The 15,664-nt window shown below is 68.6% G+C and carries 16 protein-coding genes; 3 read left to right on the top strand and 13 right to left on the bottom strand.

Features of this window, described 5'->3' with window-relative positions:
* Nucleotides 1-4 precede the first annotated feature (4 nt).
* Genes ACN6O8_RS04900 through ACN6O8_RS04890 form a run of 3 tightly spaced genes read right to left on the bottom strand, consistent with a single transcriptional unit; the run spans nt 5 to nt 2,898 of the window.
* Nucleotides 5-739: an ABC transporter ATP-binding protein gene (locus ACN6O8_RS04900; protein ID WP_427989932.1), complete on the bottom strand. Its 735-nt coding sequence runs from the start codon at nt 737-739 to the stop codon at nt 5-7.
* Nucleotides 732-1,799 carry a FecCD family ABC transporter permease gene (locus ACN6O8_RS04895; protein ID WP_427989931.1) on the bottom strand — a complete coding sequence of 356 codons (1,068 nt, stop codon included), beginning with the start codon at nt 1,797-1,799 and terminating at the stop codon, nt 732-734. The genes ACN6O8_RS04900 and ACN6O8_RS04895 overlap by 8 nt, the downstream gene beginning before the upstream one ends.
* Nucleotides 1,783-2,898, bottom strand: coding sequence for an ABC transporter substrate-binding protein (locus tag ACN6O8_RS04890; RefSeq protein ID WP_427989930.1), 1,116 nt, complete (start codon nt 2,896-2,898; stop codon nt 1,783-1,785). Before ACN6O8_RS04890 ends, ACN6O8_RS04895 begins: the two co-directional genes overlap by 17 nt.
* Nucleotides 2,899-2,963: 65 nt before the next feature.
* Between ACN6O8_RS04890 and ACN6O8_RS04885 the strand changes: the two genes are divergently transcribed.
* On the top strand, nt 2,964-3,662 hold the full coding sequence (locus ACN6O8_RS04885) for a Crp/Fnr family transcriptional regulator (protein WP_427989929.1): 699 nt from the start codon (nt 2,964-2,966) through the stop codon (nt 3,660-3,662).
* A 22-nt stretch (nt 3,663-3,684) separates the two neighbouring features.
* Here ACN6O8_RS04885 and ACN6O8_RS04880 read toward each other — a convergent pair whose 3' ends face one another.
* From ACN6O8_RS04880 to ACN6O8_RS04850, 7 genes are all read right to left on the bottom strand, one after another.
* Complete coding sequence (locus ACN6O8_RS04880; protein ID WP_427989928.1) at nt 3,685-4,533, bottom strand: IclR family transcriptional regulator; 849 nt, start codon at nt 4,531-4,533, stop codon at nt 3,685-3,687.
* A gap of 28 nt (nt 4,534-4,561) precedes the next feature.
* Complete coding sequence (locus ACN6O8_RS04875; RefSeq protein WP_427989927.1) at nt 4,562-5,416, bottom strand: fumarylacetoacetate hydrolase family protein; 855 nt, start codon at nt 5,414-5,416, stop codon at nt 4,562-4,564.
* Between the two features lie 37 nt (nt 5,417-5,453).
* Nucleotides 5,454-6,224: an SDR family oxidoreductase gene (locus ACN6O8_RS04870; protein ID WP_427989926.1), complete on the bottom strand. Its 771-nt coding sequence runs from the start codon at nt 6,222-6,224 to the stop codon at nt 5,454-5,456.
* Between the two features lie 253 nt (nt 6,225-6,477).
* Nucleotides 6,478-8,076: a GMC family oxidoreductase gene (locus ACN6O8_RS04865; protein WP_427990165.1), complete on the bottom strand. Its 1,599-nt coding sequence runs from the start codon at nt 8,074-8,076 to the stop codon at nt 6,478-6,480.
* Nucleotides 8,077-8,095: 19 nt separating this feature from the next.
* Complete coding sequence (locus ACN6O8_RS04860) at nt 8,096-8,905, bottom strand: shikimate dehydrogenase family protein (RefSeq protein WP_427989925.1); 810 nt, start codon at nt 8,903-8,905, stop codon at nt 8,096-8,098.
* Between the two features lie 53 nt (nt 8,906-8,958).
* The gene (locus tag ACN6O8_RS04855) at nt 8,959-9,945 is read right to left on the bottom strand and encodes a transketolase family protein (protein WP_427989924.1); all 987 of its coding nucleotides are present in this window, start codon (nt 9,943-9,945) and stop codon (nt 8,959-8,961) included.
* Nucleotides 9,946-10,803: a transketolase gene (locus ACN6O8_RS04850; protein WP_427989923.1), complete on the bottom strand. Its 858-nt coding sequence runs from the start codon at nt 10,801-10,803 to the stop codon at nt 9,946-9,948.
* 137 nt (nt 10,804-10,940) lie between these two features.
* On the opposite strand from ACN6O8_RS04850, the gene ACN6O8_RS04845 reads away from it, so the two are divergent.
* The gene (locus ACN6O8_RS04845; protein ID WP_427989922.1) at nt 10,941-11,645 is read left to right on the top strand and encodes a GntR family transcriptional regulator; all 705 of its coding nucleotides are present in this window, start codon (nt 10,941-10,943) and stop codon (nt 11,643-11,645) included.
* Between the two features lie 9 nt (nt 11,646-11,654).
* A complete protein-coding gene (locus ACN6O8_RS04840) occupies nt 11,655-12,722 on the top strand; it encodes a glycerol dehydrogenase (protein ID WP_427989921.1) in 1,068 nt (355 codons plus the stop codon).
* Nucleotides 12,723-12,797: 75 nt separating this feature from the next.
* On the opposite strand, the gene ACN6O8_RS04835 is transcribed toward ACN6O8_RS04840, so the two are convergent.
* The 3 genes from ACN6O8_RS04835 to ACN6O8_RS04825 are packed head-to-tail and all read right to left on the bottom strand — an operon-like array spanning nt 12,798 to nt 15,470.
* Nucleotides 12,798-13,733 carry a 3-keto-5-aminohexanoate cleavage protein gene (locus ACN6O8_RS04835; RefSeq protein ID WP_427989920.1) on the bottom strand — a complete coding sequence of 312 codons (936 nt, stop codon included), beginning with the start codon at nt 13,731-13,733 and terminating at the stop codon, nt 12,798-12,800.
* Nucleotides 13,726-14,688: a 3-hydroxyacyl-CoA dehydrogenase gene (locus tag ACN6O8_RS04830; RefSeq protein WP_427989919.1), complete on the bottom strand. Its 963-nt coding sequence runs from the start codon at nt 14,686-14,688 to the stop codon at nt 13,726-13,728. Before ACN6O8_RS04830 ends, ACN6O8_RS04835 begins: the two co-directional genes overlap by 8 nt.
* Nucleotides 14,688-15,470, bottom strand: coding sequence for an SDR family oxidoreductase (locus ACN6O8_RS04825; protein ID WP_427989918.1), 783 nt, complete (start codon nt 15,468-15,470; stop codon nt 14,688-14,690). Before ACN6O8_RS04825 ends, ACN6O8_RS04830 begins: the two co-directional genes overlap by 1 nt.
* Nucleotides 15,471-15,664 lie beyond the last annotated feature (194 nt).

Genomic DNA, 15,664 nt, shown 5'->3' with positions numbered 1-15,664 from the left:
GGGATCAACGGAAAAGAGGAATCACGCCTTGCACGTCGCGGCTGTCGGCGGCGATCGACGTCACCCGCACCGGCAGGCCGTACAGGCGGCTCAGGCGTTCGTCAGTGCACATCTGGCCGGTGGGCCCGGCCTCGCAGGCGCCGGGATGCATCAGCAGCGTCTGGTCGGCGATGTGTTGCGCGTGCTGTGGCTGGTGGGTGGAGAACACCACCGTCATGCCCTCGCCCGCCAACCGCCGCAACAGCGACAGGATCACGTCCTGGTTGCGCAGGTCGAGCGCCGCGCTGGGTTCGTCCAGCACGATGATGGGACTGGCGCTGGCCATGGCCCGCGCGATGCAGGCCAACTGCTGTTCGCCGCCACTGAGGGCGTGGAACGGCCGCCGCGCCAGGTGTTCCAGCCGCACCGCGCGCAGGCATTCGCGGGCGATCTCGCGGTCTTGCGCGCCGGGCGAGGCCCACCAGCGCAGGTGACGCACACGGCCCATGGTCACCATGGCCAGCACGTCATAGGCGAACAGCGAATCCGTGCGTTGCGGCACGTAGGCGGCATGGCCTTGCCGCCGCACGCGGCCGGCGGCCGGCGGCTGCACCCCGAGCAGCGTCTTGAGCAAGGTGGTCTTGCCGCGGCCGTTCGGCCCCAGCACCGCCAGCACGCCGCCGGCCGGCACGCGCAGCGACAGGTCGGACAGCAGCAGGCGGCCGCCGGCCTGCACGGCGAGGCGATCCAGTTCAAGCATGGCCCGCCTCCCGGCCTTGCGTGCGGCGCAACAGCCACGCGAACAGCGGCGCGCCGATCAGCGCGGTGATCACGCCCAGCGGAATCTCGGCGCTGGTGGCGCTGCGCGCCACGGTGTCCACCCACACCATGTAGGTGCCGCCGAGCAAGGCGCTGGCGGGCAACAGCACGCGGTGGTCGGGGCCGACCAGCATGCGCGCGATGTGCGGCACCACCAGCCCGACCCAGCCCACCGTGCCCGATACCGCCACGCTGGCCGACACCACCAGCGTGGCGCAGCCGAGCAGCGTCCAGCGCAGCGGCTCCACCGCCAGCCCCATGGCGCTGGCCTGCTCGTCGCCCAGCGACAGCACGTTGATGCGGAACCGCAACGCGAACAGCAGGCCCATGCCCGCCGCGATGGGCGCCACCGCCGCCGCCAGCTTGACGTAGGACGCCGTGGCGAAACTGCCCATCAGCCAGAACACGATGGCCGGCAGGCTGTCGTAGGGATCGGCGAAATAGGTGGCCAGCGAGATCAGCGCGGAAAAGAACGCGCTGGTGACCACGCCCGCCAACACCAGCATCAGGATGGTGGTGCGCCCTTGCGAACGGCCCAGCAGATAGACAATGGCCACCGCCAGCAGGCCGCCGGCGAAGGCCAGCCCGAGCGTTGCCCACAGCGACGAGAACAGCAGGATCGCCGCGCAGCCGCCAAACGCCGCGCCCGATGAAATGCCGAGGATCTGCGGCCCCACCAGCGGATTGCGGAAGGCGCCCTGCAAGGCCGCGCCGCACAGCGCCAGGCTGGAGCCGGCCAGCAACGCCAGCAGCACCCGCGGCAGTCGCACCAGCAACACCACCCGGCGCTCGGCATCGGCGATGGATGGCAGCCAGGATGCCAGGCCATCGGGCCACACCGCGTCAGCCAGCACGGCGGCCACGTGCGACGCTGGCAAGGCATAACGCCCCACGCACAACGCGGCCAACGCCGACAGCGGCACCGCGGCGATCATCAACCACCAGGCCCACGGCAGCCGCCGGCCTTCGCCGTGGACGGGGGATTCAACGCAAGCGGTCATAGCCGGCGGCCCCCTGGTTCAGCCGCATGCGCAGCACCGTGTCGATGTCGGCGGCGCCGATGTCATAGCCGTACAGCCAGGTGTAGGCCTGCGCGATGTGCTCGCGCAAGGGCCAATCGAACCGCCCCGGATGCAGCAGTTGGCTCAGCCACTGCCAGTACAACGGCGATTCCTGGCTGGGAGGGTCCCAGATGTAGCCCCCCGCCGGGATCATGTAGACGCGATGGCTGCGCACGGCCGGAATGTCCGCGAACAGCGGATCGGCATAGATCATGGCGGGCGTCAGCCCCGACTCGAAATTGTTCAGCAGGATCACGTCGGGCGCCCAGGCCATCACCTGCTCGATACCGACCGATTGACCGGTCCCGACCACCGCGGCCGCCACATTGCGCCCGCCGGTCAATTGGATATCGTCGTCGAAGCTGCTGCCCGCGCCCGAGGTGCGCAATTGCGGCCGGTAACGCGACAGATACAGCACGCCCGGGCGCTCCTCGGCGCGCAGGCCGGACGTGACGCCGAGAATCCGCGCGCGGACGTCATCGCGCCACGCCAGTTGCCGCGCGGCGCGCGCGTCCTGCCCGAGCGAATGGCCCATCAGACGGATCCATTCGCGGGTGCGCACGTCGGTGCCATAGAGCAGCGCGGCCACCGGCAGGCCGGCATTGCGCAGCGGCGCGATCAGGTCATCGCCCATGTGCCCCCACTGCCACACCATGTCAGGACGGATCTGCAGCAGGGTTTCCACGTTCGGCACGAAGCCCGAGCGGGTGATGTCCGAACGCACGCTTTCCATGTGCGGAAACAACTGCGACGGCACCGGGTCGGCCATGCGCGCGTAGGAGTCGGGATGCATCCCCGCCAGGTGCCGCGACGAGCCGCCGTCCAGCGACATCAACAGCGTGCCGCCCGGCATCGGCAGCGAAACCGCGCGCGTCGAGGGCGCGGCCTGCGTGACCGGATTGCCGAGCATGTCGGTGAAGTTGACCGGCGCGGCCCGCGCGCCGGCCGCGGATGCCACCGCCAGCACGGCGGCCAGAACAATAGGAGAGCTTATAAGGCAGCGCGATTTCGTCGCCGCCCAGGCCTTGCATTTTTTCACGGTGATAGCATCTGAACAAGAATCATTTTCGATTCGAATTCTAGGTACCCACTCCCGCCATTCAAATGACTATTGTCAATTCGTCCCGGTCGCTTGTGCTCGCCGCGTTGCGGCGCCATCCCTGGTTCGAAGGCGTCCCCGAGGCGGCGCTCGGGACACTGGCCGCGCATAGCCGCTGGCTGCCGTTCAAGGCAGGCGACACCCTGTTTTCCGAAGGCCAGTCGGCAACCTCATGCCTGCTGGTGTGTGCGGGACTGGTGCAAGGCCTGCGCTATACCGCGGACGGCGGCGACAAGGTGTTCGGCGAAGTCGGCCCGGGCGGCTGGCTGTCGGTGCTGACCCTGTTCGAACCCGCGCCGCGCCATCTGCACCACATCCGCGCCCAGCGCGACGGCAACGGTTGCCTGGTGCCGCACGGCGCCTTCCTCCAGTTGTGCCGCGACCATGGCCGCCTGGCCTGCCGCGTGGCCTCGCATGGCGCCTGGCTGGTGCGGCACCACACCGACCGCATCGACTGGCTGACGTCCAGTTCGGCGCCGCAACGGCTGGCCGAATACGTGCTGCGCGCGGGCAAGCCGTTGGCCGGCCAGCCGCTCGCCCTGCCCTTGAGCCATTCGCAGATCGCGGTCAAGCTCGGCATGCGCGCCGAGACGCTCAGCCGCATCTTCGCCAAATGGCGCCGCGAAGGCATCCTCACCAACCGCCAGGGCAAGCTCTACATATTGCGGCTGGCGCCGCTCGAACAACTCGCCTCCGGCGGCTGACGCGCGGCGCGCCCGGGCGCGCCTACGTTTGCTCCGGCAGATAGCCGCTGTGCCCCATCAGCGTGGACAGCCGCAAGGCGATGTTGCCGACCATCTCCCGCACTTCGGCGATGCCGGGCGATTCCTTGCGGTCGATGCGCTCGATGTGCGGCACGTTGATGGCGGCGATGACCTGGTTGCCCACGCCCATCACCGGAAAGGCCACGTTGGTGACGCCGCGGATCTGGCGGCTGGCCATGCAGGCGCAGCCGTTCCTGCGCACCTCGGCCAGGATCGGGAACAGCTCGCCGGGATCGGATTCCAGCTCGCCCTCGACCTTGATGTGGGCCGCCAGCATGCGGGTGCGCTCGACCTCGTCGCGAAAGGCCAGCAGCACGTGGCCCGAGGACGTATCGGTCAGGCCCATCATCACGCCCACCTTCAGGCCGAACGACCAGCGCTCGGGACTGTCGACCTGCGCAATCACCACCACCCGGCCCGCCTGATAGACGGCCAGGTGGCACGACTGGCGCGCGCGGTTGGCCAGTTCGCGCAGCAGCGGCAGCGCCACGCTCACCAGCGATTTGAGGGGCTGCTGGCGATGCGCCAGCTCGAACATTCTCAGCGTCAGCGTGTAGCGGTCGTTGTCGTCGACCTGCACGAAGCCGCGCCGCTGCAGCGTGACCGCCATGCGGAAGATCTCGCTGACGCTGCGGCCGATCTTCTGCGCCAGCTCGGCCAGCGTGTAGCCGGCCGGACTGTCCGCCAGCGCCTCCAGGATGTCCAGTCCCTTTTCCAGCGCGGGCGCGGCATAGCGCTGCGCGCCCGGCGAATCCGTGGCGTCGGCCTCGGTCGAGGGGGAATCGGCGGCGGAAATCTTGGCAGCGGTCATGGCGATGGCGTGGGATGGGAACCCGATTCTATTCGGCCCGGGTCCAGGCCCGCAGGGCCTGGCGCTGTTCGCCCAGGCCGGCGATGCCCAGGCGCATCTCGTCGCCCGCCTTCAGGTACACCGGCGGCTTCTGGCCCAGGCCCACGCCCGGCGGCGTGCCGGTGCTGATGATATCGCCCGGCATCAGCGACATGAAGCGGCTGATGTAGCTGACCAGCGTCTTCACGCCGAACACCATGGTGCGGGTGCTGCCGTTCTGGAAGCGGTGGCCATTGACCTCCAGCCACATGTCCAGGTCCTGCGGATCGGCGATCTCGTCGCGCGTCACCAGCCACGGGCCGACCGGCGCGAAGGTGTCGCAGCCCTTGCCCTTGTCCCACTGTCCGCCGCGCTCGATCTGGTATTCGCGCTCGGACACATCGTTGACCACGGTGTAGCCGGCCACGTAGTCCATGGCCTCGCTTTCCTCCACGTACGACGCCTTCTTGCCGATGACCACGCCCAGTTCCACTTCCCAGTCGGTCTTGACCGAGCCGCGCGGGATGATCACCGGATCATTGGGGCCGCTGAGCGAGGAACTGGGCTTGAGGAACAGCACCGGCTCGGCCGGCACCGGCAGGCCCGATTCGGCGGCGTGGTCGGCGTAGTTCAGGCCGACGCAGACGATCTTGCCGACTCCATTGACCGGGCAGCCATAGCGCACCGCGCCATCCACGCGCGGCAGGCTGGCGGGGTCGAGCTTGGCCAATCTGGCCAGCATCGCCGGGGCGATGGCGGCGCCGTCGATGTCGGCAACCACGCCCGACAGGTCGCGCAGGGCGCCCTGGGCGTCGATCAGGCCGGGTTTTTCCTGGCCGGGTTGGCCGTAGCGTACGAGTTTCATGCGTCGTCCTTGAAAAAGAAGAAAGCGCGCCGGCGGGTCAGTTGGACCAGCCGCCGTCGATAACGTGGATGGCACCGGTGGTGAAGGCCGATTCGTCGCTGGCCAGATAGACCACCAGCGCCGCGACTTCTTCGACCCGGCCGACCCGGCCGATCGGCTGGCGAGCCACGAAGGCGGCACGCACCGCGGCCTCGTCGCGGCCCTGCTGGCGCGCCTGGGCGGCGATGCGCTCGCGCAGCGAAGGCGACTCGACGGTGCCGGGGCAGATGGCGTTGCAGCGGATGCCGCGCGCCACGAAATCGGCCGCCACCGCCTTGGTCAGGCCGATCACGGCGGCCTTGGAGGCGCCATAGACGAAGCGGTTGGGAACGCCCTTCACGCTGGAGGCGGCCGAGGCCATGTTGATGATCGAGCCGCCGCGCTCCAGCATCGCCGGCAGGTAGGCGCGGATGGTGCGGTACATGGTCTTGACGTTCAGATCCATGCTGAAGTCCCAGTCGGCTTCCTCGCAGTCCAGCACGGTGCCGGCATGGACGAAGCCGGCGCAATTGAACAGCACGTCGACCGCGCCAGTCTCGCGCGCGCAGGCCGCCACGGCCTGGCCGTCGCGCACGTTCAGCACGCGCGTGCGCAGCCGGTCCAGGCCGGCCGCGCCGGCCTCCCGGGCCAGGTCGGCCAGCGCGGCTTCGTTGATATCGGTGGCCCAGACCTGGGCGCCCTCGCGCGCCAGGGCCAGGGCGCTGGCGCGGCCGATGCCGTTGCCGGCCGCCGTGACCAGCGCCCGCTTGTCTTGCAAACGTAGGGTCATGTCTCTTCTCGTCGGTGGGGGAAACGCGGCGCGGCGCCGAAACCGGCCGCGCACCATTCTGAAATTACTTTTTATTGATGAAACGACGTTAGAAGAATTTTCTTCGCCCCACAAGCCAGGAATTTTAAGTATTTAACCTTATTTGCTTGCCTCCTCCCTGTGTTTCCTCGGATGCGAGGCGCGCTTTCCACGAAATTTTAATTTCACTAATAAAAATCATGATTGCGCGCCGATGCGCAGGCCGATCAGCGCTTCACGCGGCGGCGGCATCCTCCAGGATCATCTCGGCGCCGCGCTCGGCCACCATCATCACCGCCGCCTGGGTGTTGCCGGACACCATCTTCGGCATCACCGAGGCGTCCACCACCCGCAGGCCTGCAATGCCGTTGACGCGCAGACGCGGGTCGGTGACGGCGCCGGCGTCCACGCCCATGCGGCAGGTGCCGATCGGGTGGTAGATGGTCTGGCCGTTGCGGCGCGCGAAATCCAGCCATTCCTCGTCGCTGTCCACCGCCGCGCCCGGACTCAGCTCGCTTGCCACATAACGTTGCATGGCCGGCCGCTGCACGATGCGCCGCGCCACCCGCATGCCGCCCACCAGGCTGTCGCGGTCGATCTGGGCCGACAGGAAATTCGGCCGGATCGAGGGCGCCGCCAGCGGGTCGGCCGACTTCAGGTGGATCGACCCCACCGACTCCGGCCGCAGTTGCGCCACGCCGATGGTCATGCCCGGCTCGCGATCCAGGATGCGCTCGGCCGCATTGGCGTAGCTGGCATGCACGAAGAAATACTGCACGTCGGCCGCCGGCAGGTCCGGCGCGCTCTTGACGAACCCATGCACCAGCCCCGTGCCCAGCGTCAGGATGCCCTTGCGCCGGGTGTAGTAGCGCGCCACCTGTTGCGCCAGGCGCCAGCCGCGCGACATCTCGTTAAGCGTCACCGTGTTCTTGACCCGCCAGTTCATGCGCGTGGCGAAGTGGTCGATGTAATTCTCGCCCACCTGCGGTTGCGCGTGCACCAGGGGGATGCCGAACGACCGCAGCAAGGCGGGATTGCCCACGCCGGACAGCTCCAGCAACTGCGGCGACTGCACCGCCCCCATGCACAGCAGCGTCTCGCGCCGCGCCCGCACGGTGAATTCCTGGCCCTGCTTGCGATAGGTCACGCCGACGCAACGCTTGCCCTCGAACACCAGCCGCGTCACGTGCGCGCCGCATTCCACCGTCAGGTTCTTGCGGCCGGCGGCGGGTTTCAGGTAGCCGTCCGCCACGCTCCAGCGGCGGCCGCGGTGCTGCGCCACCTGGTAATAGCCGACCCCGTCCTGGCGGCCGGCGTTGTAGTCCGGATTGAGCGGCAGCCCGTCTTCCTGCGCCGCGCGCAAGAAGGCGTCGGACAGCGGAAAGCGCTCGGCCACCTCCTCCAGGTGCATCGGGCCGGACTTGCCGCGGGTCGGGCCGCCGGGTTCATAGCGCTCGATCTTGCGGAACACGCGCTCGGCGGTGCCGGCGCCCCAACCCGTGGCGCCGGCGGCCTCCCAGCCGTCGTAGTCCTGCGGCCGGCCGCGCACGTAGATCATGCCGTTGATCAGCGTCGAGCCGCCCAGGCCCTTGCCGCGCGGCACGGCAATGACGCGGCCGTAGACGTTGTCCTCCGGCTCGGTGGCGAAACGCCAGTTGTAGTCCGGATTCACCAGCAGCTTGGAAAAGCCCGCCGGGATCGGGATCCACATGCTGCGCGGCTCGTGCCCGGCCTCCAGCATCAGCACCCGGTGGCGGCCATCGGCCGACAGGCGGTTGGCCAGGATGCAGCCGGCGGTGCCGCCGCCCGCGATAATGAAGTCGTAATCGGCCATCGTCTCGTCCGTCGTCACCTCATGCCCGCGCGGCCGGCGCCACGCCCATCATTTCCGCCATCAGCTCGATCTGCCCGGCCAGCATCGGCGCGCCGTAGTGCACCTGGCAGCCGCGTGCCCGCGCCGCCACCAGCAACGGCGTATCGGCCGGCTGCATGATGACCTCGCACACCAGTTGGTCGGGCGTCAGGCGCGCCACGTCCAGCGGCAGGGCGTCGTCCGGTTTCATGCCGAGCGAAGTGCCGTTGACCACCAGGTCGTGGCCCGACGGATCGGCCGTGCCGACCGCGATCTCGGCCTGCGGATACAGCGACAGGATGCGCGCCTTCAGATCCTCGGCCTTGGCCGGCGTGCGGTTGGCGATGGTCAGCCGCGCCACGCCCGCCTGCGCCAGCGCGAAGCCAATGGCATTGGCGGCGCCGCCGGCGCCGGCCAGGTAGGCGCGCTTGCCCTCGGGCGCCACGCCGTGCGTGCGCAGGCCGCGCACGAAGCCTTCGCCGTCCAGCATGTGCGCCACCAGGCGGCCATCGGCCTCGCGCCGCACCACGTTGGCGGCGCCGATCTTGCGCGCCACCGGCGTGGCCTCGTCGGCCAGCGCCAGGATCGCCGCCTTGTGCGGCATGGTGATGATCAGGCCGCCCAGGTTCTCCAGCCGCCGCAACCCGGCCACCACCTCGGCCAGGTTGTCCGGCCGCGCATGGAACGGCACGCACACACCGTCAAAGCCGATGCGGGCGAAATGCTCGTTCAGGCGCTGCGGGGTTTTGACGTGATAGATCGGGTCGGCCAGGATGCCGAACAGGCGGGTGTTGCCGCTGATTTCCTTCATTGCTGTCTCCGTGTCGTGGCGCCGCGCCGGGCGCCTTTCAATGCCGCCATGCCCTAGCGCTGCAGCAGTTCGCGCGCCACCGCCTCGATGCCGGCGCCGTCGAGCCGGTAATGGGCGTACAGCGTGGTGGGCGGGGCGATCAGGCTGTATTCGTCGTAGATGCCGTGGCGCCGCAGGCGCGTGCCGCTGCCGGCATCGGCCAGCACCTCGGCCACCGCCGAGCCCAGGCCGCCCATCACATTGTGCTCTTCCACCGTCAGCAGCACGCGCGCTTGCCCGGCGGCCGCCAGCACCGCCTCGCGGTCCAGCGGCTTGATGGTGGGCATGTCGATCACGCCCACCGACAGGCCGTCCTCGCGCAGCCGCGCGGCGGCCTCCAGCGCCGCGTGCAGCGTGATGCCGCAGGCGATGATATTCAGGTCGCTGCCGCGCGAATGGACGATGGCGCGGCCGAAGGTGAACGGCGTGCCGTCCTCGTAGACCTGCGGATCGCGGCCGCGGCCGATGCGGAAGTAGATCGGCTCGGGCCAGTCCACCGAGGCCTTGATGGCCGCCGCCAGTTGCGGGCCGTCGGCCGGCGACACCACGGTCAGGCCGGCAATCGCGCGCATGGTGGAGATGTCTTCGGTGGCGTGGTGCGAGGTGCCGTAGAAGCCCAGGCTGATGCCGGTGTGATGGCCGATCAGCCGCACCGGCAGCCTGGTGTAGGCCACGTCCATGCGGATCTGTTCGCAGCACAGCAGGCCCAGGAACGAGGCGAAGGTCGCCACGAACGGCATGGCGCCGGTAGTGGCCAGGCCGGCCGCGGCCGACACCATGTTCTGCTCGGAAATGCCGAACTGCACGTAGCGGTCGGGGTAGGCCGAGGCGAAGCGGTTCAGGCCGTTGGAATATTGCAGGTCGGCCGAGCCGGCCACCACCGGATGCCCGGCCCGCGCCAGCTCGATCAGCGCGTCGGAAAGATACGACAGCCCGGGGTTCACCGCGTTCAGGGCGCGGTACTGCCAGGAGTCGGGGGAAAGCGTCTGTGCCTGTGCCATTCAGATCTCGCGGGTCATGATTTCGTCGATGGCGGCCTGCGCGTCCTGCGGCGCCAGGTAGCCCAGATGCCAGCCGGGCTCGGTTTCCATATAGGAAACGCCCTTGCCCTTGATGGTTTTGGCGATGACGCAGGCCGGCCGTTCGCGCGCCTCGTCCGCGCGCAGCCGCCGCAGCAGCGCGGTCAGCGCCACCAGGTCATGGCCATCGACCTCGTGCACCTCCCAGCCGAAGGCCTGCCACTTGTCGCGCAGCGATTCCACGCCGATCACGTCGTCGACCTTGCCGTCGAGCTGGTAACCGTTGCGGTCGATGATGGCGACCAGGCGCGACAGCTTGTGGTGCGCGGCGAACAGCGCCGCTTCCCACACCTGCCCTTCCTGCATCTCGCCATCGCCCAGCATCACGAACACATTGAAGTCGCGCTGGCTCATGCGGCCGCCCAGCGCCATGCCGGCGCCATTGGACAGCGCATGGCCGATGGAGCCGGAACTGAAATCGACGCCCGGCACCTTGGTCATGTCGGGATGGTCGCCCAGCGGGCTGCCCAGGCGGGTGTAGCCGTCCAGCAACTCATGCGGGATGAAGCCATGGTCGGCCAGCACCGGAAACAGCCCCACCGCCGCGTGGCCCTTGCCCATCAGGAAGCGGTCGCGGTCCGGCCAGGCCGGCTCGCCGGGCCGCAGCCGCATCACGTCGTAATACAGGGAGGCAAAGATCTCGGCGCACGAAAAGACCGAGCTGTAGTGCCCGACCTTGGCGATCTCGATCAGCCGGATGGTTTCCAGGCGGATGTGGCGGGCCTTTTCCCGCAACCTCCGCAGCTCGTCTTCGCTTGGGTCTCCCCGGTCCTGGCGCATGGCGTCTCCTTCGCTGTTTTAGAATATATGATATATAATATACCCATCGCGCTTGAATTGGCCAGGGCGGGATAGAATGCAGCCGGACGCCGTTGCGCGGCGCCGCCATTCCATCGAACCCGCAAGCCTCGACCGTCATGCCCAGCCTGAAACCGGTAAAAAAAGAGAACCTCTCCGTCAAGGTCTACAACGAGATCCGCAATGCCCTGATCAACGGGCAGTACGAACCCGGAGAGCGCCTCATCATTGGCGAGCTGGCCCAGGAAATGGGCGTCTCGATCACGCCCGTGCGCGAGGCCATCTTCCGCCTCATCAGCGAGCAGGGCCTGGAAATGCAGGCCGCCACCGCGGTCTACGTGCCCTACGTCAATTCGGAAAAGCTGCGCGAGATCCAGCAGATCCGCTTTCACCTGGAAGGCATGGGCGCGGCCGAGGCCGCCAAAAACATCACGCGCAAGCAACTGGACAACCTGATCGCGCTGCAGAAGGACTTCATCTCCTGCACCTCGACCGATCCCAAGCGCGCCAGCTACCTGAACCGCAAGTTCCACTTCGGCATCCTGGAAGCCAGCAACAAGCCGATCCTGCGCAACACCGTGGAATCGTTCTGGGTCATCACCGGCCCGATCCTCAAGGTGTTCCACGTCAAGACCGCCGGGCTGGACTACTCCCAGGACGAGCACCGCCACGAAGCGGTGCTGGCCGCGCTGGAGGCGCGCGATCCCGAAGCCGCCACCAAGGCCATCCAGGCCGACCTGGTGTGGGGCGGCAAGATCATGATCGACTGGCTGGTCGAACGCGAAAAAGAACTCGACTACCGCCCGCCCGGGCCTCGCAAATAGGAAGATTCGATGCTGAAGATTTTCGGCGCTCCCGGCCGCTACATCCAGGGAGCCGGCGCGCTCGACGCGCTGGGCGGTTACGCCGCCCTGTTCGGCCGCCGCGCCGCCCTGGTCATCGACCGCTACGTGCAGGGCGTGCTGGGCCCGAGAATCGAAGCGCTGTGCGGCGCCCACGGCGTGGCGCTGACGGCCCTGCCGGTCGAAGGCGACATCACGCCCGACTCGATCGCGGCGCTGCGCGCGCGGGCCGCGGCCGCCGGCATCGACATGGTGATCGCGGTGGGCGGCGGCAAGGCGCTGGACGCCGGCAAGGCGGTGGCCAAGGCCGAACACTGTCACCTCGTCACCGTGCCCACGGTGGCTTCCAACGACGCGCCCACCAGCAAGAACTACGTGCTGTATGACGCCCATCACAATCTCCTGGCGGTCGAGCACATGCTGTTCAACCCGACCATCGTGCTGGTCGACACCGCCGTCATCGCCACCGCGCCGGCGGCGTTCTTTCGCGCCGGCCTGGGCGACGCCATCTCCAAGAAGTTCGAGGCCGAGCAATGCGCCCGCCATGGCGGGCGCAACATGTACGACGGCGCCCCGCCGCTGACCGCCCAATTGATCGCCGACGGCTGTCTGCGCACGCTGCTGGCCGATGGCGCCGACGCGCTGGCGGCGGCCGGCAGCGGCCAGCCCACGCCCGCGTTCGAACGCGCGGTGGAAGCCATGATCCTGATGAGCGGCCTGGGTTTCGAAAGCGGCGGCCTGTCGATCGCCCATGCCCTGACGCGCGGCCTGCCGAAGATCAATGGCCTGGCCAGCGCGCCGCACGGGCTGCAGGTGGCCGTCGGCCTGCTGGTGCAACTGGACCTGGAGGCGCGCCAGGACGGCATGCTGGCCACGCTGACGCAGTGGTACGAACAGGTGGGCCTGCCCACCACGCTGAGCGCGCTGGGCGCGGCCGCGCCGTCGGACGCCGAACTGGCGCAGGCGGCCGAGCTGACGCTGGCCGCGCGCCATGCCGCCAATTTCGATCGCCCGCTGGACATCAAGACCCTCGTCAACGCCTTGCGCCGCCACGCCTGACGGGCCGCGCGCCGCGTGCCGGACATCGCCCGGCACGCGGCACCCGCGACCCGCCGCCGGCGCGGCCGGCGGGCTTCAGAACGCCACGTTGTCGCCGCCCTTCAGGCCGAGCTTGGCGCGGGCCTCGGCCGGCGTGGCCACTTCCAGGTTCAGCGCCTCCAGGATGACGCGGATGCGCTCGACCTGCGAGCGGTTCGACTCGGCCAGTTGGCCCGGCCCGATCCACAGCGAATCCTCCAGCCCCACCCGCACGTTCGAGCCCATGGCCGCGCCGATGGTGGCCAGCGGCATCTGGTTGCGGCCGGCGCCCAGGATCGACCATTCGTATTCATTGCCGAACAGGCGGTCGGCGGTGCGCTTCATGTGCATCAGGTCTTCCGGGTGCGGGCCGATGCCGCCCAGAATGCCGAACACCGATTGGATGAACGGCGGCGACTTCACCAGCCCGCGGTCGACGAAGTGCGCCAGGTTGTACAGGTGGCTGATGTCGTAGCACTCGAACTCGAAGCGCGTGCCGTTGGCGTTGCCCAGTTCCAGGATCGATTCGATGTCCTGGTAGGTGTTGCGGAAGATCAGCGAGCGGCTGTTCTCCAGGTGCTCGCGCTCCCAGTCGTGCTTGAAGTCCTGGAAACGCCCCAGCATCGGGAACAGGCCGAAGTTCATCGACCCCATGTTCAGCGACGCCAGCTCCGGCTTGAAGGTGGTGGCCGGCCGCATGCGCTCCTGCACCGTCATGTGCGGGCTGCCGCCGGTGGTGATGTTGATGATGGCGTCGGTCTCGGCCTTGATGCGCTTGAGGAACGGCTCGAACAGCGCCGGGTCCTGCGACGGCTTGCCAGTCTCGGGGTCGCGCGCGTGCAGGTGCAACACCGCGGCGCCGGCGCGGGCCGCGCCGATGGCGGCCTCGGCGATCTCGTCGGCCGTCACCGGCAGGTGCGGCGACATGCTGGGCGTGTGGATGGCGCCCGTCACGGCGCAGGTGATCACGACTTTCTGCTTGGCTTTAGCCATTTTCGTCTCCGTTGTCTTGCTGTTGCTTGTGGCGCATCAGGCGCATCAGTTGTTCGTCGCGCCAGTAGCGGCGCGCCGTCAGGTCGTCGGCCGGCAGCAGGCCGCGGCGCTCGGCGGCCAGGGTGTCGACCAGGGCGCCGTCCCAGGGCACGGCTTGGCCCTGGCTGGCGCCGATGGATTGGTACAGGCCGCCGTAGCGCGCGCAGTAGTCGGCGATGCCGCCGGGCGCATTCAGGTCGATGGTCTCGAACGGCCCCATGAACGACCAGCGCAGGCCCAGGCCATCCTTGACGGTGGTGTCGATGTCTTCGGCGCTGGCGATACCGGCGGCGGCCAGGCGGAAAGCCTCGTGCAGCAGCGCCCCTTGCAGGCGGTTGAGGATGAAGCCCTCGATCTCGCGACGCATCGTCACCGGCTTCTGGCCGATGTCCAGCATGATCTCGCGCGCCGCCTGCATGGCGGCCGCGCTGGTCCACGGCGCCGGGCACAATTCCACCACCGGGATCAGGTACGGCGGATTGACCGGATGCGCCACCAGGCAGCGGTGGCGGCCGGGCAGGCCTTCGGTGAATTCGCTGGCGGGAATGCTGGAGGTGGAACTGCCGATGATGGCGTCGGGCTCGGCCGCCGCGTCCAGTTGCGCGAACAGCTCGCGCTTCAGATCCAGCCGCTCGGGCGAGTTCTCCTGGACGTAGCGGGCGCCGGCCAGCGCCTCGGGCAGGCTGGCGGCCACCTCGATGCGGGCGGCGGCCGCGGCCGCATCGCGCAGCAGGCCGTGCGCCTGCAGTTGATCCAGTTGGCGCCGGATCAGCGCGCCGGCCTCGGCCAGCATGACGGCGTTGACGTCATACAGCCGCACCTGCCAGCCCTGGCGCGCGAACACGATGGCCCAGGCCTGGCCGATCAGGCCAGTGCCGATGATAGCGGCGCGGCGCCGCTGCGGATCGGCCGCCATCAGTAGAGCTTCTGCGTGAAGCCGTCCACCACGATGGCCTGCCCGGTGACGCTGCGCGCGGCCTCGCTGGCGTTGAACAGCACCATGTTGGCGATGTCGCGCGCCGTCACCATGCGGCCCAGCGCCGCCTGGTTCTCGTAGAGCGCGGCGATTTCGTCGACCGGCTTGCCCAGCGTCCTGGCCTTGGCTTCGATCACGGCGCGGATGCGCGGCCCCTCGACCGCGCCGGGCAGGATGGCGTTGACGCGGATGCCGTGGCCGCCCAGCTCGATCGCCAGCGACTTGGTGAAGCCGATCACCGCCCACTTGGACGCCGAATAGACCGAACGCCCGGCAAAGCCCAGGTGCCCGGCGGCCGAAGACAGGTTGATCATGACGCCGGCGCGCGACTGCTTGAGCAGCGGGATCGCCTGGCGCGCGCACAGGAACTGGCCGGTGATGTTGACCGCCAGGGTGCGGTCCCAGTCGGCCTTGGAGAGCGTCTCGACAAAGCCAGTGGGCCCGGCCACGCCGGCGTTGTTGACCAGGATGTCCAGGCCGCCCAACTGCTGTTGCACCGCCTCGAACAGCGCCGCCACGCTGGCTTCATCGGACACATCGGCATGCACCGCGCGCACGCCGGGCAATTCAGCCGGTAGCGCGGCCAGCCGCTCGCGGTTGACATCGCACACCAGCACCGCCGCCCCGGCCCGGTGGAACACCTGGGCCATCTCCAGCCCCAGCCCATCGGCGCCGGCGGTGATGAGTACCTTTTTGCCGGCGAAATCCACTTCCTCGAACATGCTCTTGTCTCCTGGATTCTTATGCTCAAACGCCTTTTGATCATATAGGATATATGATTTCAAGGGGAATTTTCTTGTGGGCCAGAGGGCTTCGCGGGGATCCTGGAAACAGCATCCGCAGAGCGGAATTTGCGCTTTCTGGTGGTCGGAAACCGCCTGGAAACGCTTTATCCATGCGGCTTGAGGGAAATCCC

Origin of the sequence: Achromobacter sp., from assembly GCF_050285565.1 — a bacterium.
Classification (GTDB): Bacteria; Pseudomonadota; Gammaproteobacteria; order Burkholderiales; family Burkholderiaceae_B; genus Achromobacter.
The sequence above is the reverse complement of the archived record's forward strand: the minus strand, read 5'-3'. Positions and strand labels throughout refer to the sequence as shown.